This window comes from Collinsella aerofaciens, assembly GCF_039758965.1.
In the GTDB taxonomy this organism is placed as follows: domain Bacteria; phylum Actinomycetota; class Coriobacteriia; order Coriobacteriales; family Coriobacteriaceae; genus Collinsella; species Collinsella aerofaciens_BR.
Genome location: NZ_JBDMSL010000033.1, coordinates 1 through 20,206 on the forward strand (window position 1 = coordinate 1; position 20,206 = coordinate 20,206).

The following is a 20,206-nucleotide window of genomic DNA, read 5'->3' on the forward strand; positions in this document are numbered from 1 at the left end:
ACGGCAGGCCCCGCCGACCGATTGCAAGCGGTCGGCGGGGCCATTGTGGCTCTTGACAGCGGATTGGGTCATATGAGCGAAAACCCACCTGAGCGAGCAAGGTGCCTTGAAGCGAAGCGGCATTGACCTTCTGGTCATGCCGCTGAAGCTGAAAGGCAGATTGCCGCTCAGGTGGGTTTGCAGCGTCGAGCCGTTACGGCGTTTGGTAAAACGCCGTAACTAATAATCCAGCTTCCACATGTAGCGGCGCGTCATGTAGTCCTTGTGGGTAACGGCGGAGAGCGCGCGCATATACACGTTGTTGAGGATCGGGGCAAAGATCAGGTGGTTGAAGTACTCGCTCACGCTGTCCTTGATGTCGTTGAGGCCGAGCTCCTTGGCATCGAGCTGATAGACGCGCTCGCCACCGTACTGGTTGACGAAGCGGATGCCGCGCTCGTCGTTGCAGCGGCTGCGGCCGACGCTGATGAGCTGGAACAGCGAGGTGCGCTTGTCCAGGATCTCGAAGGGACCGTGGAAGAAGTCGCAGGTGTTGATGGTGCAGGAGTCGATCTGCAGCATCTCCTGCACGTTGCAGATGCTAAAGACGTAGGCGGCACCAAAGAGCGGACCCTGAGCCATCACGTTGATGCAGGGCTTGTCGGCGTTCTGCTCGGCCCACTTGGCAGCGAGCGGACGGGTGTACTCGACGGCCTTACGATAGATGGGGTCAACCAAGTCGAACGCAGCCATAGCGGTCTCGTACTCGGCATAGCCCTCGGTCTGCTGCGTGAGCTCCATGGCGATCATGGTCACGACGGCGGAGTTGGTACGACCCATGCAGGACTCGTCGACGGCCAAGCTGTCGTACTGGATCTTGTAGTCGCAGACCTCGGTGAGGCCGGACTCGTCAACATAGATGGCGATGGTGCTGGCGCCGTGGTCCTTAGCGACCTGGGCGGCGACGATGGTCTCCTTGGTGCCGCGCATGGACACGACGACGGCCAGGGTGTTCTCGTTGACGTAGGCCGGGGTTGCGTGCACGAATTCGTTGCTGGTGTAGCTGGAGCTCACGACCTGCGTGGCCTCGTGCTCCATAAAGTATTGAGCAGGGTAGTTGCCGCCATTGGATCCGCCGGCGCCAATCCACACGACGCGCTTGATGCCGCCCTTGTCTGCCTTGTCAGCCAAAACCTGGGAGACGACATCCTTAACCTGTTCCTGAGTAGTCATCGTGCATCAGCCTTTCTTCTTGTTTGATGCTCTCGATGGCATACAAGTTACATACATGTTTTGATTATGTCGACTAGTTGTATGCTATATTTGTCTTAGAAATTTTGCTGGTAAGGTTTTCGATTGTTCGTTACCAGCAGTTTTGTTCTTGTATTGAATACATGCTTGCTTAGTTAGGCATACAAGTTAGATATAGGTTGGCAATATGAGCGTCTCATCTAAAAAGAAACTGAGCCAATACGAACGCTTGGCGGGTACGCTTCGCGACCGCATCGCCGCCGGCATCTACGCACGCGGAGACAAGCTGCCGTCCGAGATGGAACTCATGGACGAATCGGGCCTGTCGCGCAGCACCGTGCGCCACGCCCTTAAGGTGCTCGTTGATGAGGGCCTGGTGCGCACCGAGCGCGGGCGTGGCGCCTTTGTGGCCGACACGCCCGCGCTCCACGAGAACAACCTGGTGTTTTCGAGCTATACCAAGCAGGTCGAAGGCCAGGGCATGAAGCCCACCACGCGCACCGTGGACTCGGGCTTTGCCAAGGCGGCCGGCAGCATAGCCAAGTTCTTTGACGCCGCCGTGGGCAGCAAACTCGTCAAACTTGTCCGCCTGCGCTACCTGGACGACGCGCCGCTGTGCTTGGAGACCACCTACCTGCCGCCAAGCTTCGAGACGCTCATCGATCGCGATATCAACGGTTCGCTCTACGCCACACTGCGCCAGGAATTCCATCGCGCGCCGGCACAGGGGCATAAGACCTTTGAGGTGTGCTATGCCTCGCAAAACGAGGCGTTTTTGCTCAACGTTGAGCGCGGGCAGGCGCTGATCCTGATCACCGACTACGTCTACGACACCGACGGCCGCCCGCTCCATGTCTCCAAGCGCATCCAGCGCACCGACCGCGCCAAATACACCGAACCCATCGGCTAACCTGCCAAAATAAACCTGCCCCTAAATGGTAGGTTTGGGGAGGTCGGGAAACCAGGTTGGTTTGGGTTGGTTGGGTGTGCGCTCGGCTAGGACCAACTCCATCCAGCACATGTCGTACCAGCGGCCGAACTTTTGGGCGCAGCGGTCGAAGGCGCCCACCAGGCGATATCCCATATGGGCATGGAAATCCTGGCTGTTGTGCGTCAGGTACTCGTCGTCCTTATCGTGCGGCACGGCAATGAGCGCGCACATGTTGGTGATGCCCATCGCGATCAGGCATTGCTTGAGCGCATCGTGCAGCTCGCGACCCAGCCCGCCGTGGCGTACATCGCGCGCCAGGTAGATCGACGTCTCGACCGACCAGTCGTACGCCTCGCGGCTGTTAAGCGGGCTCGCATAGGCATAGCCTACCGGACGCCCGTCCAACTCCATCACCAAATACGGATAGCGCTTGAGCGTATGCTCAATACGCCCGGCGAACTCCTCAACGCTCGGCACCTCGTATTCGCAGGTAATCGCCGTCTGGCGCACATACGGCTCATAGATGGCAAGCAACGCCGGCGCATCATCGGGCGTCGCCAGGCGAATCGTCGGCTCGGACATCTCGGTCATACAACCCTTCTCCCCCAAAAGCAAAGGCCGCCCTGCGCCAAGCTCAGGCGCAGGGCGGCCCCTTGTCATTACATCAGGCTACAGGACAGCCGCCAACGCGTCGATATCCTTCTGCGTCGTGGCCCAGCTGGTGCAAAAACGCACCACCGTGTGGGTATCGTCGTACTTTTCCCAGTACTCAATCGAGGCATGCTCGCGAATGCGGGCCATGTCCTCGTTGGGCAGAATCACAAACTGCTGGTTTGTGGGCGTCTCCAAGAAGAACTGGTAGCCGCGCTCGTGCAGCACGCGACGCAGCGCCTGAGCGGTCTCAATCGCCTGGCGACCAATCTCAAAATACAGGCCGTCGGTAAAGAGTGCCTCAAACTGCACACCCGTCAGGCGGCCCTTGGCCAGCAACGCGCCATGCTGCTTAATACGCGGAATGGGATGCGCCGGGGCGTGCATGCCGCAAAACACCACGGCCTCGCCGCACAGAGCGCCGCACTTGGTGCCGCCGATGTAGAACACGTCGCACAGCTGCGTCAGCTCGGGCAGGGTAATGTCGCACTCATCGGCCGCCAGCGCATAGGCCAGGCGGGCGCCATCCACAAACAGCGGAATCTGGCGCTTCTGGCACACCGCGTGAATCGCCGCGAGCTCGGCCTTGGAGTACAGCGTGCCGTACTCGGTCGATAGGCTCACGTACACGGCGCCTGGGAACACCGTATGCTCGTAGCTCTCGTTTTCGTAGAACACCTGGATATAGTTCTCGAGGTCCTCGGCGTGCATCTTGCCCTCGTAGCCGGGGATGGTGAGCACCTTGTGGCCGCCAAACTCGATGGCGCCCGCCTCGTGGCAGGCGACGTGGCCAGTCTCGGCAGCAACGACTCCCTCGTAGGGCGCAAGCAGCATGTCAATCACCGTCGCGTTGGCCTGCGTGCCGCCCACCAGAAAAAACACGTCGGCATCGGGGGCCTGACAGGCCTCACGGATAAGCTGCTTGGCACGCTCGGTGTGCGCATCGGTACCGTAGCCGGGCTGCGGCTCCATGTTGGTGTCGACGAGTGCCTGCAGCACTGCCGGATGTGCGCCGTGGGAATAGTCGTTGTTAAACGCGAGCATGGCAATCCTCTCATACCGGGTATCGGCCAGATGATTCAAACGGGGCTATTGTACGCCGTTGGGATAGGCAATGCGCGCGGCAAGACACTCAAGTGCCAGTACCAGGGCAAAACCGCAGCTCACGTCGCTCAAAAAGTGCGCACCGATCACGATGCGGCCAAGCGCGACGAGCGCCGCGACCACAGCCGCCGCCCAAAAGATCACGCGGCGACGCGAAGGTTTTTCCTTAAAGGCTGCCGCGGGAAGCCCGGCGAGCATAAGGCCGATCGCCGCATGCGCCGTGTGTCCGCTCGCAAACGACTTGAACCCGTCCTTAATCACGCCGGCGGCGATATAGGTCCACTTGTCGGGGTTGCCGATCACCCACCACGGCTGAAAATTGAGCCCCGGCGTGACCTCGATCACGCGCATGCGCGGGCGCGACCACAACGGCTTAACAATGACGTTGAGAATAATGGCCTGAGCGACCCACACGGCAAGCACCATCAACGCCCAGCGCGTGAGCTCGTCGGGCTCGGTCGTGCGCGTAAAGCGATAGACAATGAGGTTGGCAGCGATGACCAGCACAAACGTCAGAACCAGCTGAAACGCAATAAGCTTGCCGCCGACGCGCAGCGATCCGATAATCTCGTAGCCGACCAGGCACACGTTGATCAGAACGCCCAGCGCGGCGAGCCACTTGCTCGCCTTGGAATCGGGGCGTACCGAGCGCACGAGCATGACGCCCGCGACGCTCGCCGTCAGCTCGAACGGCAGCTCGCCGGCCGCCTCGACAAAGCGACCGTACATGCTGCCGATGTTGAACAGCGCACTCGAGATCTGATAATCAAAGAAGCTGCCCACGCCCAGACAAAGGCACAGGACAACCGCGATAATGGCGACATCTTTCTTGTAGATGTATCCGAACATGCTTTCCTTTCGATGGGGCTGGAATCAACCTGCGAGGTGGCAGGGCAAAGAACAACTGCTAGCTCTGCCCCGCCACACCCCCTACTTGTTAGTCGTCGTCGCTCGCACCCAATTGCTGCAGCAGCATGAGCGCGGCCGCCACCGGGCCGGTGCCGTCGTTGGCGTCGAGACCGCGGCCCAGGCCGCTGCCCGCGCCGGCGCCCGCCTTGTAGGGTACCGACAGTTTGCGGCTCTTGGGGAAGTTCACCGCGCCATAGCGAGTCTTTAGTTCAAAGGCCACCTTCTTGGGCACGTCGACGCCCAAAAACGTGATGCGCCCACCGCTGAGCGTGACGCTCTCGAGCCTCAGGCGCTCGCCACGGATACGGATGCGCGCGCGATTGAACAGGTTGAGCCCCGCCAACGGCAGCTCACCGTGCGCGGCCTCGGTCTCCTCCTGCACCTCGTCGATGCTCTCCAGGTCCTCGGCTGCCGCGAGCTTACGGTACACGAGCACGCGCTGGTCCACCGCCGGCATATACTCCTCGGACAAGAAGTAGTCGGCCGGCAGGTTGATGCCCACGCTCGCCGCCTCCACACCGGCATCGTCGTCGCCGCGCGCCTCGGCCACAGCCTGGCCCAGCATCTGCGTAAACAGGTCAAAGCCCACGCTCGACAGGTTGCCGTGCTGCTCGGCGCCCATGAGCGAACCGGCGCCGCGGATCTCCAGGTCGCGCATGGCGATGCGCATGCCGCTGCCCAGGTCCTGGAACTCGGAAAGCGCGGTCAGGCGCGCCGTGGCTTCCTCGGTGAGCGGCAGCTCGCCCGGGAACATAAAGTACGCGTATGCCTGCGTGGCCGAGCGGCCCACGCGGCCCTTAAGCTGGTAGAGCTGTGCCAGACCCAGACGCTGCGAGTCCTCGATGATGAGCGTGTTGGCGGTCGCGTTGTCGATGCCGCTCTCCACGATGGTCGTGGCGATAAGCACGTCGATCTTCTTGGTCGCGAACTCGATCATCACGTCCTCGACCTCGCGCGGGCTCATCTTGCCGTGCGCCACGCCCACGCGCGCCTCGGGCGCGGCCTCGTGCACGCGCGACACGGCATCGTCGATGGTCTTGACGCGGTTGGACACGTAATACACCTGACCGCCGCGACCCACCTCCAGGCGAATCGCCGCGCTCACCACGTCGGGGTCGTACTCCCCCACGTGTACGATCACGGGACGACGCCCGGTCGGCGGTGTGGTGATCAGGCTCATGTCGCGCACGCCGCTCGTTGCCATCTGCATGGTTCGCGGAATCGGCGTGGCCGAAAGCGTGAGCACGTCAATCTGCTCGCGCAGGTTTTTGAGCTGTTCCTTGTGCTGCACACCAAAGCGCTGCTCTTCGTCGATGATCACCATGCCCAGGTTCTTGGGGTTCACATCGGCAGAAAGCAAGCGGTGCGTGCCGATGAGCACGTCAATCGTGCCCTCGGCAAACGCCTTGAGCGCGCGCTTTTGCTGCGCCGGCGTGCGGAAGCGGCTGAGCACCTCGACCTCCAGGCCAAACGGGGCAAAGCGCTCAAAGAATGTCTCGTAGTGCTGTTGGGCCAGAATGGTCGTGGGGCAGAGCACCATGACCTGGCGGCCGGAGTCCACGCACTTAAAGGCCGCGCGCAGGGCGACCTCGGTCTTGCCGAAACCCACGTCGCCGCACAGCAGGCGGTCCATGGGCTTGGGCGCCTCCATGTCGGCCTTGATGTCGGCAATGGCCTCCAGCTGGTCACGCGTCTCGTCGTAGGGGAAGCTCTCCTCCATCTCGATCTGCTCGGGCGTATCGGGCGGACAGGCGATACCGGTAATCGACGAGCGGCGCGTATACAGGTCGACCAGGTCAAACGCCAGCTTTTTGGCATTCTTGCGCGCCTTGTTGGTAGCCCGCGTCCAGTCGGCGGTGTTGAGCCTGGTCAAGCGCGGTTTATCGCCGTCGGGACCAACGTAGCGCGTAATGCGGTCAACCTGCTCCAGCGGCACGTAGAGCTTGTCGCCATCGGCATATTCCAGCAAAAAGTAGTCGCGTTCCTTGCCGCCCACTTCCTGACGCGCGATCTCGCTAAAGAGCGCGATGCCGTGAGTGGCGTGCACCACGTAGTCGCCCGGCTTAAACGGGAAGGTGATCTGCGTAATGTCAACCTTGCGGCGGCTGCGCGCGCGGTTGGCATCCATGCGGGCGTTGAGGTCGGCGATCGAGAACACGGCCAGGTTGGCATCGGGCACCACCACGCCCTGCGGCAGGGCAGCGTCCACAAAGGTCACGCGCCCGCGCGAGATGGTGGGCACGGCGGCGCCGGCGGCAGCCTGCGCGGCGCCCGCCTCGAGCGAACGGGCGTTGAGCGCGTCGGCGCGACGCTCGCGAATGGAAGCATGGGCCTCCTGGCGTGCGGCGCGATCGGCGGAATCCGCCGCTGCCACGCGCACGCAATCGCCGATGGCACCGGCATTTTCGGGCGCCGCGGTCAGCGATTCCTCAAAGGTAATGCCCTCGTCGCCAAAGGTGAGCTCCATCGACTCGCGCGCACCGCGGTCGGGGATGGCAAACACGCAGGCATAGCGCTTGCCCACGACCTCTTGGATGCGCGTCATAAAACGGTTGTCCGAGCCTGCGATGGCAGGCTGCTCAATCTTGAGCTCAGCCGTCACCGCACCGCCGGCACGGATGAGGCTCACGTAGTTCAGGCGCTGCTGGGAACCAAAGTCGAGTTGCTGGGCACGCACGTACAGACCGTCCAGGCGGTCGACACCCGCCTCGCCGGCACGTGCCTCGATATCCTCGTAGGCGTGCAGGCAATCGTCGAACAGCGAGCGCGGCTCGGACAGCACCACGAGCGCCTTGCCGCTCACATGCGATAGCGGGCTCACGGTCTGGCCGTACATCACCGGCAAAAAGCGGTCGAGCTCAGGCGTGACGATGCGCGCATCCACCATCTCGAGCAGCGCCGCCAACTTGCTGTCGTCCTGGCTGGCGCGGTAGAGCGCCACATGCATGTTGTGGACGGCCTCGTCGGTAAGCGCCAGCTCACGGCACGGGAAGATCTCGATGCTGTCTTCGTTGCCGATGGTCTGGCCCGTTGAACTCACCATGCGGCGGATGCGGTCGACCTCGTCGCCAAAGAACTCAATACGCACGGGCGCCTTTTCCTGCGCCGGAAACACCTCGACGGTGTCGCCGTGCACACGGAACAGGCCGGGCGCGTCGGCGGCGCCGGCATTGGTGTAGCCCATGCCTACCAGACGCTGCGGCACCTCGTCAAAAGGAATCTCCTCGCCCACCGCAAAAGTAGTGGACTCCCAGTAGCGGCTCTCGACCGGCGGCACGCAGCGCAGCAGCGCGCGAGCCGAGGCGACCATGATGCAGTTGTCCCCGCGCACGATACGCCCGAGCGCCTCGCAGCGCTGGGCCACCACGGCGTCGTCGGGCGCCTGCTCGCGCCAAGGGTAGTCCTTGCGCTCGGGAAAGCGGCACACGTGCGCCAGGCCCACATAGGCGGCCAGGCTACGCGCGGCGCGATCGGCCGCATCCTCGCCACTCACGATGTAGACCGTAGGGCGCGGGCGGCGCGCAAACTGGGCGGCGGCCATAAGCGTTCGACCCGACTGAGACACGGCCAGCGTCACGTCCTCGCCAGCATCGAGCCCGGCCTCGACGGTCTGCAGCGCCTCGGCAGTGTAGAGCTGCGCGGCTATACGGTGAATGAGCATGCTGTTCCTCCGGCATTGCAACGCCAAAAGCCCGCCGAGGCAAGCTCGGCGGGTCGTTCGTCAAATTCGTTGCCTGTCATGGTAGCGCATGGAGAGGACTCCAGCTCAAGCGTACGCCCAGCCCCGCAACAAAAACGCCAGATAGAACTGGACTCGCCGGCTTCGCCCAAATCTCCCCGTCACGTCGAACGCCGCAACCACGGAAAGCTCCCCAAGAAACGGCTATTCCTCAAAAAAGCTCGCAACGTTCAAACGGCTCGTCCACTCTCCTATGGTGTTGGCAAAGCCGACGCGTGTGTACACGCCCGCAAAACGGCCGCGATACAGGTACAGGCCTTCCATATTAGAAGCGGGCGCAAAACCAAGATCATCCACAAGTCCTTTGGGCGCCTCTCCTCGATGCGGCCCATCGACAAGCGTTCCGCGCAAGCAGGGAGTCTGATACTGCTGAGCATACTCCTGCACAATCGCCCCAGCGGCCGCAGCACGAGCAAGCACCTGGGACCATTCCTGTTCCGTGGCATCCAAACCAGCGACAACGCCAACCGCATTGTAGCCGCCGCACGGCTTGACGATCCATCGGTCCTTTTCGGCAAATCTCGACAACTGGGTGCTTTCGTCCAAAATCTCGGTATAGGGCACATGCTCCCGTACAAACGATTGCTCCTCCGGGCTCAACAAGGACTGCCCGGCTCGAGACCACAGAAATGCAAATACGGTCTTAGTCGCACACGGCCACGTTCTAAATCCCCCGACGATGCACGCGATCCCTTCTTGAGCCGCCTCAATTAAGGCCGAGCGTCCATCGCACGGCTTATCCCACAACTCGCCGGTCACCGCGCGCCGCCAAACGTAATCAATAGGGCCGACGGCATCGCACAGCCGCCTAGCACCGCCCTCGCCTTCGCCAATCCGCAGGTCGCGCACATCCGCAAAGCGTGCGACTACACCCCGCCGTCTCATAAGGTCGACAAAATGAGCCGCATCTTCCAAGTCGATGCTTTCCGAATAGTCGACGATTGCCACCGAAGCGGGATATATCTTTGATTGCGGTGCATAAAACCCCTCGTCAACGTGGGCCCCATCGTCCGATCGCGCACTATCCTCGGTGCGGCGAGGATGGGCCAGTTCCCACTCTGCATAGGTCTCAAACAATGCATCTATCCAGCTACCGCACAAATCGTACTGCCGAAAGCCGGGATGGTCTGATGCAAACTCCTCAAAGGAAGGCGTCATTCGCACTGCCTGGCAGACCGCATCGGTCACTACCATTCCGGCACTGCCGTCGGTATTGAGCTCGCAAAACGTATACGAACCGGTGTCCTCGTCAAGAAAGATATCAACGCGCGCAAGGGGAATCTGGCAATCATAGCCGGCATCCATAGCGCACAGGTCAGCAAAAGCCGGATCCATGCGAAACCACGCACGCACGGAGGTATCGGAACAAAACGCCCGCGTCACCTTGTCCATAATGCCGTACATGCGCTCGGCGGCCTCCTTAAGAATCGCCGTCATATCCTTGTCGAATATCTTTGGCGTCAGAGCCCAGGGCGCAGGGTCGCCATGGTAGAGCGCATGGGTTTGAGACAAGTATTCGTCGCCTTTACGCCGACCAGGTAGGTCGCCTTCGCGCGTGCGCACGATGCGCTCAAAGTCATCCTCGAGCTCTCGCGTCTTCGATGTTGCCACGTTACCCTCCATTGCTTGATTTTTTGCTCATGCTACGCCAGCACGCCACAACTTCGGCGCGCTTGAATAGGCTTCTAAATTAGCAACACATTTTTGCATGGGACAACGAATGATCGACGCGCACTTCCCAATCGCGCAACGTTAAACGTTAAAAGCGCCAGGCGGGCCACCAACTTAGCGTTCTAAATCAATCATATCGAGCTCAGGCGAATGCGTTAGTCGTAATTGATGCTTTGCAGAGTGAAAGAAGGAGCGCCGTCGTCAGCGGTAACCTTTACCACGGCGGTCCCGGACATCATAGGTGTAGAGTCAGCCCCAATCGTCGACTTCAGTTGATCGGCAGGCAGCCCATAAACGCTCTCAGGAACATCCGAGATCAAAGGAGAAGAGATGCCGTTATAGCTCAGCGCGACATAAGCCTCAAATGTAAGGCAGTACGTGTTGTCGCCCAGGTCTTCCGCGCCCGAAACGATTGCCGGAATAGGCGAGCCGGCAAAGCCGTGCATCTCGTTAAAGTACAGGTAGCCGTCCCGAACCGTAACCCTCGTTGCCAGATTGTCAGGCAATCCGCCATCAGCGTCGATGTGCATCTCGTCATCGGATAACGTTACGCCAAACAGTCGGTTCATCTCGCGCTTCATGGAATCAACGGGGACCTTGCTTGCATAGGATTTGCCGTCCACATCCCCGCCCCTTTCCACGCGATTCGTAGTGTTTTCGAGCAGGTGGTTAAAGACGAAAATCGTCATGCCCCGTTTTTCCTCTGCAGACAGACCGTCCGCCGCATCAAACGAGGCTAGCCCGCCTGCCCCGTCACGCGCAAACTGTTCCTCCGTAAAGTTCGACAGGAACAGATTCGCGGCGGCATAGGTTGCCTGGTCATTGAGGTCGACTTTTACGCTGCTGCCGGTCTGCTCAGGCTCATCCGCCTCATCCTCGTCGGCGGCAGGCTTCTCCTTGGCGCTTCCCTCGTCCTTGTGCTCGGCCGAGCCCTCGTCGGACCCAAGTACCGTAATCTGCGATGAATTGCCCTGCCCAAGCGGACCCAGCACGCCGGTCAGCGCCAGAGCGGCACTGCCGGCAACGAGCACGCCCACCACGCACATGCCGACAATCACCACGCGCTTATGTGACTTCTTCTGCACGGGAGGCATCCCTGCCGCCGGCATCGATGCGGGCTCAGCAGGCGCGGCCGCCGGAGAGGCAGCGCCCATGCGCGCCCCGCAGTTCGTGCAAAAATCGGTTCCGTCGGGCATCTCGGAGCCACACTTGGTGCAAAACATATTCGGGCATCCCCTTACAACAAACGGCATCTGCCGTCATCATATTGAGCCTTCGCAGCCCAAATGTGTTGCGCAACATTGGTCGCCGTCTTCGGGTGCCGACAAAACGTGCCGGGCCCTACCCCGTCACACGCACGCTGGGGCAAAGGTCTGCCAGCGGACACTCGTCGCACTTGGGTTTGCGGGCGTCGCAGATTTCGCGGCCAAAGGTGATCCACTGGTGATTGACCGACTCCCAATACTCGTGCGGCAAGATCTTGAGCAGATCCTGCTCGGTCTTGAGCGGCTCTTTGGCGTGCGTCTTGGGACTCAGCATCAGGCGATGCGCGATACGGTTGACGTGCGTATCCACCGCGATGCCTTCCACGATGCCATACCCCACGTTGAGCACGATGTTCGCCGTCTTGCGCCCCACACCCGGCAGTTTGACGAGCTCCTTCATATCCGCCGGCACTACACCGCCGTAATCGGCAACGATCATCTGCGCCGCTTCCACGGCGTGTTTGGCCTTGCTCTTGTAGAAGCCGAGCGACTTGATCGTGTCCGCCACGTCGGCAACACTCGCCCCGGCCATGGCCTCGGGCGTGGGCCACTGGGCAAACAGCCGCGGCGTCACCTTGTTGACTTGCGCGTCGGTCGTTTGCGCCGAGAGCAGCACCGCGATGAGCAGCCTAAAGGGATTCTCGTGGTCCAAGAAGCACTCGACCGGGCCATAGCGACGGTTAAGGCGCTCGCACACCTCGATGGCGCGCTCGCGTTTGGCGGCATTGGTCTCGCGTGGCATAACGACTCCTCGGCTCGGCGGCATAACAAACCTATGGGCACGATTGTCCCACGTATGGGGTCTTTACGCCTCCAAAAATGCGCCGGTCTGGCGGCCCCACAGGCTTGCGTACTCGCCGCCAGCCTCGATAAGCTGCGCATGCGTACCGTCCTCGACAATCTCGCCGTCCGCCAGTACCACGATGCGGTCGAGCGCCGCCACGGTGGACAGGCGATGTGCCACCACAATGGAGGTGCGGCCGCGCATCAGGTTCTCGAGCGCCTCCTGCACCAGTGCCTCGGACTCGCTGTCGAGGGCAGATGTCGCCTCGTCGAGCACCAGAATCGGCGCGTCGGTAAGGACGGCGCGGGCGATGGCCACACGCTGGCGCTGACCGCCCGAGAGCTTAACGCCGCGCTCGCCCACCATGGTGTCAAAGCCACGGGGCAGGCGATCGATAAACTCCAGGGCATTGGCCAGGCGCGCTGCCTCGCGGATCTGCTCGTCGGTGGCGTCGGGGCGGCCGTAGGCGATATTCTCGCGAATGGAGCGGTGGAACAGGAGCGCCTCCTGCGGCACGTAGGCAACCTGGCGGCGCAGGCTCTGCTGCGTGCAGCGCGAGACGTCCTGGCCGTCCACGAGCACGCGGCCGCCCTGAACGTCGTCCAGGCGCAGCAGCAGCTTGGTGAGCGTCGTCTTGCCCGAGCCCGATTTGCCCACCAGGCCCACGCGCTGGCCCGCCGCCACATGGAGCGTCAGGTCGTTGAACACGCTCTCGCCCGCCGCGGCGTCACGGTACGCAAAACTCAGGTGCTCAAAATCAATCGCGCCCTCGCCCACCTTGAGCTCGGGGGCGTTCTCGTCGTCTGCCACCAGACACGGCTCGTCCAGCACGCGCGTCATCTCGGCCGCATCGCCCAGCGCGCGGTTGATGCGCTGCATCATGGAGCTCACGTAGTTCAGACGCATGGTGAGGTTGTACGTATAGGTAAAGATCATGACGAGCGCGCCGGCAGAGATGCCAAACCACGCGTTGCCGCCCGCGACGAACACACTCACCACGGCCATGGTGATAACGATAAGGCCCGAGGTCGTAAAGTTGCGTTGCATCATGGCGTGCATCGATACCGTTTCGGCATCGCGCGCAGCGCGGTCGGCGGCATCGAACAGGTCGCGCTCAAAGTCCTCGCGCCCACAGGTCTTGACGGCCAGGATATTCGTGACCGCATCGGACAGCACGCCCGACAGCTTGTTCTGCGCGGCGGACGTCGCGGCCGAAAGCGGCATGATGCGCTTGTACATAAGCCAGACAAACGCGATATAGACGACCATGATGCCCACCAGGATCACGGTAAACGTCGGCACCACCGGGGCGAGTGCTGCCACCGTGCAGACAACCGAGGTGATGGTGGGAATGAGCGAATACACCGTCACGTCCACCAGACCCGTGTAGCCGCTCATAAAACGGCTCGTCTGGCTCACAAGCGATCCGCCAAAACGGCTGGTGTGGAATGTCATGGATTGATTGGAGAGCGTGTCGAAGCACAGGCGTGCCAGGTGATAGTTGCCCGCAATCTCGAGCTTGTAGACGGTGTAGTCCTGCAGCTTGGAGAGGATCTGGCCTACCAGATTAACGAGCACGAGCGCCAGAATGTAGGGGCCAAAAACTTCAAACACCTGGTCGCCTGCCACGGGACCGGCCTGGACGCGGTCGACGATGAGGGCCATCACATAGGTGTTGGCAAACGTGAGCAAAAAGATGTAGCCCGCCGACGAGAACACCGAGAGAAAGACGATCAGCGGCTGCGTGCGCGTGACGTCCCAAAAACGCTGCAGCGTGCGACGCACGGTGGAGCGTTTGAGCGGACTGGTGTTTCTCTGAGACATGGGCTTCCTTTCGCGTCTGATAGGGCGAAACGCCATTGTTGCACACTAAAGCGCACTTCAGACAAGCGCGATGCGAAAAGCGCCCGCGCCGTGCTCGTACAGGCGCACAGCCGTCAGATGCAGCTAGTCCTCGTCTTTTTGGCCTGCGAGCAGCTCCGCGGATGTGAGTCCCAAGATCTCATCGGCTTGGTTGGCGTCTTCCAGCGCGTCGATGTCCTTGAGCTTGCGCTCCATGACATTGGTACGCGTGGTGATGATGCCCTCAACCGTTTTGCCCGCGGTCTCGATCTGCTGCTGGGCGCGGCGCAGCGCCGCCTGATAGCGTGGCAACTCGGCCTTGACAGCAGAGAGTACGCGCAGTACGTCGTCGGTACGTTTTTGCAGCCTAAACGTCTGGTAGCTCATCTGCAGGCTGTTGAGAATGGCAGCCATGGTGCTGGGACCGGCTACGTTGACGTGATAGTCGCGGCCCAGGGTCTCGATAAGCCCGGGGCGGCTGACGACCTCGGCGTACAGTCCCTCAAACGGCACGAACAGAATGCCAAAGTTGGTCGTCGCGGGCACGCTCAGGTACTTTTCGCAGATGTCCTTGGCCTCGCGCTTCACCATCATATCGAGCGTCTTGCGTGCCGCGGCAACGGCCTCCGCATCGCCCGACTCCTGGGCGTCGAGCAGATGCTCGTACGCGTCGCCCGGGAATTTGGAGTCGATCGGCAGCAGCACGGGATCGCCCTCGTCCACCGGCAGCTTGACGGCAAACTCAACGCGCTCCGAGGCGCCGGGCTTGGTGGCGACGTTTTCCAGATACTGGTCGGGCGTAAGGATGTCCGTCAGGATCGCACCCAGCTGCACCTCGCCCAAAATACCGCGCGCCTTCACATTGCCCAGCACGCGCTTAAGATCGCCCACGCCGGTGGCGATGGATTGCATGTCGCCCAGGCCCTTGTACACGGCCTCGAGCTGGTCGCTCACCTGCTTAAACGATGCCGACAGGCGATCGTTGAGCGTGCGGGAGAGCTTCTCGTCCACCGTTGCGCGCATCTGATCGAGTTGCACGTTGTTGTCTTTGCGGATAGCACCCAGCTGGGCATCGACCGTCTCGCGCACCTTGTCCAGGCGGTGCTCGATGCCCTCGCGGTTGGCACCGAGCTGTTGGGCCGTCTCGCGGCGCAGGTCATCCATCCGGTCACCAGCTTGCGAAAACTCACGTGCGATGGTCAGGTAACGTTGCTGCTCCACGGCCGCATCTGTCGTCTGCTGCTGCGCGATGGCATTGGCCGTGCGGCGAGTTTCGGCCAGCGCGACGTTCAGGGCATCGAGCGCGTTGTTGGCCTGCTCGAGTGCTGCCAGCGTTTCCGCGCTACTGTCGCCACGCTCCCGCAACTCGGCACGCAGGCTCTTGAGCTGGAGGGCGCAAGCCACAGCAACCCCCACCGCCACCAAGGCGATCGCAACAAGCACAATATCAATAGCAGACATAAACTCCGCCCAACAAACCCAATCGAGCACCAATCAAAACCGCGATCAATCTTACCCCGCCACACGCACGGATCACCCACTGCCTTGCAGACAAATTTCTCTTAGAGCCGTGGACGCTAAAACGCTAGCTCTCCCAGCCGGTGCGGATTGTTGTTATGACATCGCCTAGGCGCTGGCCGAGGGCTGACAGATGTTGGAGCACTTCACTGGGCGAGGCGCCGTTGAGGATGCAGGTGAGCGCATACGAGACCAAGAAAATCGCCGCGAGTCCTAACGGAATGAGCACCATCATCGCCAATGTACGCAGGCGCTGGCCCACGCGGCGGCGACGCGTGCGGCGTTTGTCGAACGCAAGCTCCTGCGCATATGAATCTTGTTGTACGGAATAGTTCTCTGGCGCCGATCCACCCGCAGGCGAAACCGCGGGTGTAACGTTTTGCGCAGGGAGCTGGGCGGCTACCCCTTGCATTTGCATCTCCATGAGTCGTTGCTGCTGACGCAGCATGCGCTCAGCTTGCTGCTGCGGAGTCTCAAGAAACAGATCCATGCTGGCCTCCAAAATCGGAGCATTCGACGCTTACGACCAGCATCCCGCACCGCCATGACCGCGACAACGCAATCGCCGGCAATAGCCACAAAGTTTCTTTTGCTCAAAAGCTGTCGAAAAGCTCAACAACTCCCCTACCAGCACTTTCTCTGAGCTTTTTTCGCCAGCAATCTTTCGGCCTTCCACCCTTACGCCAACTGACCAAAATCTAACCAAAAGCTTGACGAAAATTGTGGAGACCGGGACCCCACACAAAAAGTGCCGCCCCAAAGGGGCGGCACACAAACTTATTATCAGCTTTTCTGTAACGAGCATGCGACGACTCAACGCCGGGGCGCAGGGCGGGGAAACCTTTGCCTCGCGCGACCCTGCGAAGCCGTGAGCGAGAGGGGAAGGTTTCCCCGCCCTGCGCCCCGTGGTCGGTGAGAACAGACTACATGCCCGCGAGACCGCGGGCGGCGGTGGCGCACAGAAACGCCAAGGCTAGAATCACGAGCGAGCCCGCAATATCGGCCACCACGCCCGCAAAGCGACGCTCAAACAACCAGCTCTCGAAGTGCGGGGCAACGTTGCGCCAAACACGCCACAGCAAGATGCCCATACCGATGACGCCCGGGATATTGAGCAGTAGGATCTCGGAGCACAAAAGACCGATCAGGTTACCGGCGGCAAAGCCCGCATCACCCTCGCAGTATTTGCGGTAGACCATATACAGCATGTACGCCACAAACGGCTGCAAGCACGCAGAAATAAACGAGACCACCATCGAGGGGTCCTGCGAAAAGACCTCGGTGAGTTTATCGACACTCGTGGCGTCCTTCGAAGCCAAGAATAAACCGATAACCACAAGGGGCACCACGCCCAAAATTACCTCGACCAGAGTAAACAACTTGGCAGTCAAATCCTCATTAGCCGAATTCAAATGAGGCGCCCACTCAGGATGAGCATGCGCGCCGACTTTCTTGTCCTTCTCGGCACGATCGGCCTTTTTACCCTCGGCAACCCGACGACCAGGATCCTTGCGAGTTCCCGCCGCAGCAACCCGAGCTCGAGACTTCTTGCCCATAAAAAACACCCCATCAGGTAGTAGATAAACTAAAAGTCGCTACCCAGTGTACCCCACCCATGAACGGTGCCGTCCCAACCAGACGGTGCCGTCCCAACCAGTCCCCATATAAAAGCGTGCCGCCCCGATCGGGGCGGCACACAAACTTAGTTATCAGCTTTTCTGTAGCGAGCACGCGACGACCCGAAGCCGGAGCGCAGGGCGGGAGGCCGGAGCGCCTTCCCTCAACGCGACCCTGCGGAGCCGTGAGCGGGGAGGGAAGGCGATCCGGCCTCCCGCCCCGCGCTCCGCAGCAGCCAGCGCCACGCGCTAGTAGTTCACCACCTGCTCCTCAAAGTACGCCTTCGGGTGGTTACACACCGGGCACACCTCAGGCGCCTCGGCACCAACGTGCAGGTGCCCGCAGTTCAGGCACTTCCATACCTTCACGCCCTCACGCTCAAACACCTCGCCCGACTCGATGCGCTCGACAAGCTTGTTATAGCGCTCCTCGTGGGCCTTCTCGACAGCACCGACGCCACGGAACTTTGCGGCGATCTCGGTAAAGCCCTCCTCCTCGGCGGTCTTGGCGAACTCGTCGTACATCGTGGTCCACTCGTAGTTCTCGCCCGCAGCGGCATCACGCAGATTGTCCAGGGTATCAGGGACGGCGCCGTCGTGCAGATACTTAAACCACAGCTTGGCGTGCTCGGACTCGTTGCCCGCCGTCTCGGCAAAGATATTCGAGATCTGAACGTAGCCGTCCTTTTTGGCCTTGGATGCATAGTAGCGATACTTGGTGTGTGCCTGGGACTCACCGGCAAAAGCAGTCTCGAGGTTCTTCTTGGTCTGAGAGTTCTCAAAATCCATAGGTGTACTTCCCTTCAACACGTGCCGCCCATAGGCTTTGAGCGACCTTGTCTTTAGGATGCCCTCATGCCGGAAATCTAAACCTTACAATCCTGTTCTTCAGATTTGCACAGGCTAGATGCTCAGCCAGCGATCGCCCTCGGCTCGGCAAAAGCCCTCACGCTCCAGATCGGCAAGAATACTTGCGACCAGCTCGCGCTCGACCGAATCTCGGCCGGCTGCCGTCTCCATCTCGTTAACGCCTGCAACAGCTTCATCAACCGTAATCCCCGCCGGCTGGCCATCGCGCGCTGCCAGCAACATACGCACGATATGCGCGCGCTTTTGGCGACGCGAGCCCTCAAACTTGGACTGACGACTATAGCCCGCCGAGCGCCTGGACGGATTGGGCAGCGTCTTTTTAAGATACGCGCCGTAATCCAGCAATGCGTAATACCACGCGCGTGGCGTGTCGGCATCGTCTTGAGGCGCGGCAAAGGGCGCAATCTCGTCCGCCGACACACCGGGAGCCGCCGGACAAGCAGCCTGGATCAGCGGCACCAGCTCGCGATCGGGAACAGCCGGTACATCGGGAAAGAAATGATGCAAAAAGACCGTGCGCACGTTGGTCTCCAGATACACACCTGGAAGATCAAACGCAAACGACCGGATACCCTGCGCCGTTGCCGGGCCAATACCAGGCAGGGCGACCAAGTCACGCGTCTCGTGTGGAAACTCCCCGTCCCAGTCCTCTACAACGCGCTGAGCGGCCTTGTGGAGCGCCAGAGCGCGTCGGTTGTAGCCCATCCCCTGCCAAGCGTCCAAAACATCGGAAGGCGCGGCCTGGGCAAGCGCCTGCACGGTCGGAAAACGATCGAGCCACACCGGCATGCGCGCCTCCACACGCGGAACCTGCGTTTGCTGCAGCATGACCTCAGAAAGCCAAATGATGTACGGATCGCGTGTGCGGCGCCACGGAAGGTCGCGATAACGCAGGACCCCTTCCGAACGAATCATCGAACGAAAGGGGTCCTGAATCATGGCTATGCTCCTTATGCGGCGCTATTCCTCCCGGTAAGCGCACGCGCAGGTGGCGTACTCGGGAAACGCTTCGCGGTCGGCGAACTTGGGATCGACGGCCGGGAACTGGCGGTGAGCGACGATGTCGCCGAGCGAAACGGAATCGAGGTAGTCGCGCATCAACGCCTGAGCTCCGGCCCACAGGGGATGATAGCAGCACGCGCCCATGCGCGCACAGTCACCATCGGGCGCGGTGCAATCGTTCATAACCATAGGACCCTGAACGGCCTCGACGACCTGGCGGATAGTGACGTCGTCTGGACTGACCTTGAGACGCATGCCACCGTGGACGCCACGCAGGCTCTCCACAATACCGGCCTGGACCAAACCGTGCTGAATCGAGCGGGCAAACGAATACGGAACATTGACCTCTTCGGCAGCGGTGCGAACAGAAAGCAAACACTCCGGATCCTCAGCAAGCATCGCCAGCATACGAAGGGCGTAATCAGTCTTCCTCGATATGTCCATTTTTCCCCTTTCAAGGAATACGAACAGCTCGAACGAGCTCCGGGGCCGAGCTTGTGTCGAGACGCTAAATGACCGCCAGGACATCCAAATGGTAAATCGGATATCCACTGAGTGCCGCGCTTGGAGCGAAATGCATCAGATGCGGCGCACAGTGCAATTTAGTATAACCTAACCCCCTGTCTCGTAGAACAGGTGTTGCGCAACAAAGCTGTTGTTCAGACAGATATACTCATTAGATTTTACTTGCGTTCCCGAAGGCGCGGGGGTTCTGGGCGAAGATGCACCAGGGCGATCGTTCTATCAAAACAAAGTGCATCAAACGCAAAAAGCCACGTCCGAAGACGTGGCTTTAATTGCGTTGGCGGGAAGTACGGGGCTCGAACCCGCGACCTCCGACGTGACAGGCCGGCGCTCTAACCAAACTGAGCTAACTCCCCAGGCAGACGTTCGCGTTTGTTTCCGCTCGCGTGCGCTGCGGGGATTAGTATACACAGAAGTCTGTCCGGCGCGCAACAACTTTTTTGAAAAAATTTTTCGGGGCCATCCGGGAGGGTCTCCGGGGCTGAGGGCGGGGGTTAAGTTTGCTGCTCTACAGTCCTGCGCAAGACGGAAAGCACATTAAGTGCTTTC

Annotated in this window: 16 protein-coding genes and 1 tRNA gene; 1 reads left to right on the top strand and 16 read right to left on the bottom strand. The window is 60.9% G+C overall.

Annotated features, from left to right (window positions below; translation table 11 throughout):
* Positions 1–219 precede the first annotated feature (219 nt).
* Complete coding sequence (locus tag ABHU32_RS09420) at positions 220–1,212, bottom strand: SIS domain-containing protein (protein ID WP_006235139.1); 993 nt, start codon at positions 1,210–1,212, stop codon at positions 220–222.
* A 205-nt stretch (positions 1,213–1,417) separates the two neighbouring features.
* Here ABHU32_RS09420 and ABHU32_RS09425 point away from each other — a divergent pair, with 205 nt between their 5' ends.
* Entirely contained in the window at positions 1,418–2,140 is a 723-nt protein-coding gene (locus ABHU32_RS09425; protein WP_346979747.1) for a GntR family transcriptional regulator, read from the top strand.
* Positions 2,141–2,161: 21 nt separating this feature from the next.
* Here ABHU32_RS09425 and ABHU32_RS09430 read toward each other — a convergent pair whose 3' ends face one another.
* From ABHU32_RS09430 to ABHU32_RS09500, 15 genes are all read right to left on the bottom strand, one after another.
* Positions 2,162–2,752, bottom strand: a complete 591-nt coding sequence (locus tag ABHU32_RS09430; protein ID WP_346979748.1) for a GNAT family N-acetyltransferase — start codon at positions 2,750–2,752, stop codon at positions 2,162–2,164.
* 78 nt (positions 2,753–2,830) lie between these two features.
* Entirely contained in the window at positions 2,831–3,856 is a 1,026-nt protein-coding gene (locus ABHU32_RS09435) for a threonine aldolase family protein (RefSeq protein WP_346979749.1), read from the bottom strand.
* Between the two features lie 45 nt (positions 3,857–3,901).
* Positions 3,902–4,765 carry a phosphatase PAP2 family protein gene (locus ABHU32_RS09440; RefSeq protein WP_346979750.1) on the bottom strand — a complete coding sequence of 288 codons (864 nt, stop codon included), beginning with the start codon at positions 4,763–4,765 and terminating at the stop codon, positions 3,902–3,904.
* Positions 4,766–4,853: 88 nt separating this feature from the next.
* A complete protein-coding gene (mfd, locus tag ABHU32_RS09445; protein WP_346979751.1) occupies positions 4,854–8,486 on the bottom strand; it encodes a transcription-repair coupling factor in 3,633 nt (1,210 codons plus the stop codon).
* Between the two features lie 222 nt (positions 8,487–8,708).
* On the bottom strand, positions 8,709–10,127 hold the full coding sequence (locus ABHU32_RS09450; protein WP_346979752.1) for a hypothetical protein: 1,419 nt from the start codon (positions 10,125–10,127) through the stop codon (positions 8,709–8,711).
* Between the two features lie 263 nt (positions 10,128–10,390).
* A complete protein-coding gene (locus ABHU32_RS09455; RefSeq protein WP_346979753.1) occupies positions 10,391–11,458 on the bottom strand; it encodes a zinc ribbon domain-containing protein in 1,068 nt (355 codons plus the stop codon).
* Between the two features lie 118 nt (positions 11,459–11,576).
* On the bottom strand, positions 11,577–12,242 hold the full coding sequence (gene nth, locus ABHU32_RS09460; RefSeq protein WP_320676629.1) for an endonuclease III: 666 nt from the start codon (positions 12,240–12,242) through the stop codon (positions 11,577–11,579).
* A 63-nt stretch (positions 12,243–12,305) separates the two neighbouring features.
* Positions 12,306–14,108, bottom strand: a complete 1,803-nt coding sequence (locus tag ABHU32_RS09465; protein ID WP_346979754.1) for an ABC transporter ATP-binding protein — start codon at positions 14,106–14,108, stop codon at positions 12,306–12,308.
* Positions 14,109–14,231: 123 nt separating this feature from the next.
* Complete coding sequence (locus ABHU32_RS09470) at positions 14,232–15,587, bottom strand: DNA recombination protein RmuC (RefSeq protein WP_346979755.1); 1,356 nt, start codon at positions 15,585–15,587, stop codon at positions 14,232–14,234.
* 124 nt (positions 15,588–15,711) lie between these two features.
* Positions 15,712–16,134, bottom strand: a complete 423-nt coding sequence (locus tag ABHU32_RS09475) for a hypothetical protein (protein ID WP_346979756.1) — start codon at positions 16,132–16,134, stop codon at positions 15,712–15,714.
* A gap of 433 nt (positions 16,135–16,567) precedes the next feature.
* On the bottom strand, positions 16,568–17,200 hold the full coding sequence (locus tag ABHU32_RS09480) for a hypothetical protein (RefSeq protein WP_346979757.1): 633 nt from the start codon (positions 17,198–17,200) through the stop codon (positions 16,568–16,570).
* A gap of 309 nt (positions 17,201–17,509) precedes the next feature.
* Positions 17,510–18,049, bottom strand: coding sequence for a rubrerythrin (gene rbr, locus ABHU32_RS09485; RefSeq protein ID WP_215694836.1), 540 nt, complete (start codon positions 18,047–18,049; stop codon positions 17,510–17,512).
* 114 nt (positions 18,050–18,163) lie between these two features.
* Positions 18,164–19,069: an HhH-GPD family protein gene (locus ABHU32_RS09490; RefSeq protein ID WP_346979758.1), complete on the bottom strand. Its 906-nt coding sequence runs from the start codon at positions 19,067–19,069 to the stop codon at positions 18,164–18,166.
* A 21-nt stretch (positions 19,070–19,090) separates the two neighbouring features.
* Positions 19,091–19,576, bottom strand: coding sequence for an RrF2 family transcriptional regulator (locus ABHU32_RS09495; RefSeq protein ID WP_022094514.1), 486 nt, complete (start codon positions 19,574–19,576; stop codon positions 19,091–19,093).
* Between the two features lie 359 nt (positions 19,577–19,935).
* Positions 19,936–20,013: transfer RNA gene (locus tag ABHU32_RS09500), tRNA-Asp, on the bottom strand.
* Positions 20,014–20,206: the final 193 nt, after the last annotated feature.

Coding starts and splice junctions, on each gene's coding strand:
- ABHU32_RS09440 (WP_346979750.1), bottom strand. CDS start 4,765: ATGTTCGGATACATCTACAAGAAAGATGTCGCCATTATCGCGGTTGTC.
- ABHU32_RS09455 (WP_346979753.1), bottom strand. CDS start 11,458: ATGTTTTGCACCAAGTGTGGCTCCGAGATGCCCGACGGAACCGATTTT.
- ABHU32_RS09470 (WP_346979755.1), bottom strand. CDS start 15,587: ATGTCTGCTATTGATATTGTGCTTGTTGCGATCGCCTTGGTGGCGGTG.
- ABHU32_RS09475 (WP_346979756.1), bottom strand. CDS start 16,134: ATGGATCTGTTTCTTGAGACTCCGCAGCAGCAAGCTGAGCGCATGCTG.
- ABHU32_RS09430 (WP_346979748.1), bottom strand. CDS start 2,752: ATGACCGAGATGTCCGAGCCGACGATTCGCCTGGCGACGCCCGATGAT.
- ABHU32_RS09490 (WP_346979758.1), bottom strand. CDS start 19,069: ATGATTCAGGACCCCTTTCGTTCGATGATTCGTTCGGAAGGGGTCCTG.
- ABHU32_RS09495 (WP_022094514.1), bottom strand. CDS start 19,576: ATGGACATATCGAGGAAGACTGATTACGCCCTTCGTATGCTGGCGATG.
- rbr (WP_215694836.1), bottom strand. CDS start 18,049: ATGGATTTTGAGAACTCTCAGACCAAGAAGAACCTCGAGACTGCTTTT.
- nth (WP_320676629.1), bottom strand. CDS start 12,242: ATGCCACGCGAGACCAATGCCGCCAAACGCGAGCGCGCCATCGAGGTG.
- mfd (WP_346979751.1), bottom strand. CDS start 8,486: ATGCTCATTCACCGTATAGCCGCGCAGCTCTACACTGCCGAGGCGCTG.
- ABHU32_RS09465 (WP_346979754.1), bottom strand. CDS start 14,108: ATGTCTCAGAGAAACACCAGTCCGCTCAAACGCTCCACCGTGCGTCGC.
- ABHU32_RS09480 (WP_346979757.1), bottom strand. CDS start 17,200: ATGGGCAAGAAGTCTCGAGCTCGGGTTGCTGCGGCGGGAACTCGCAAG.
- ABHU32_RS09420 (WP_006235139.1), bottom strand. CDS start 1,212: ATGACTACTCAGGAACAGGTTAAGGATGTCGTCTCCCAGGTTTTGGCT.
- ABHU32_RS09425 (WP_346979747.1), top strand. CDS start 1,418: ATGAGCGTCTCATCTAAAAAGAAACTGAGCCAATACGAACGCTTGGCG.
- ABHU32_RS09435 (WP_346979749.1), bottom strand. CDS start 3,856: ATGCTCGCGTTTAACAACGACTATTCCCACGGCGCACATCCGGCAGTG.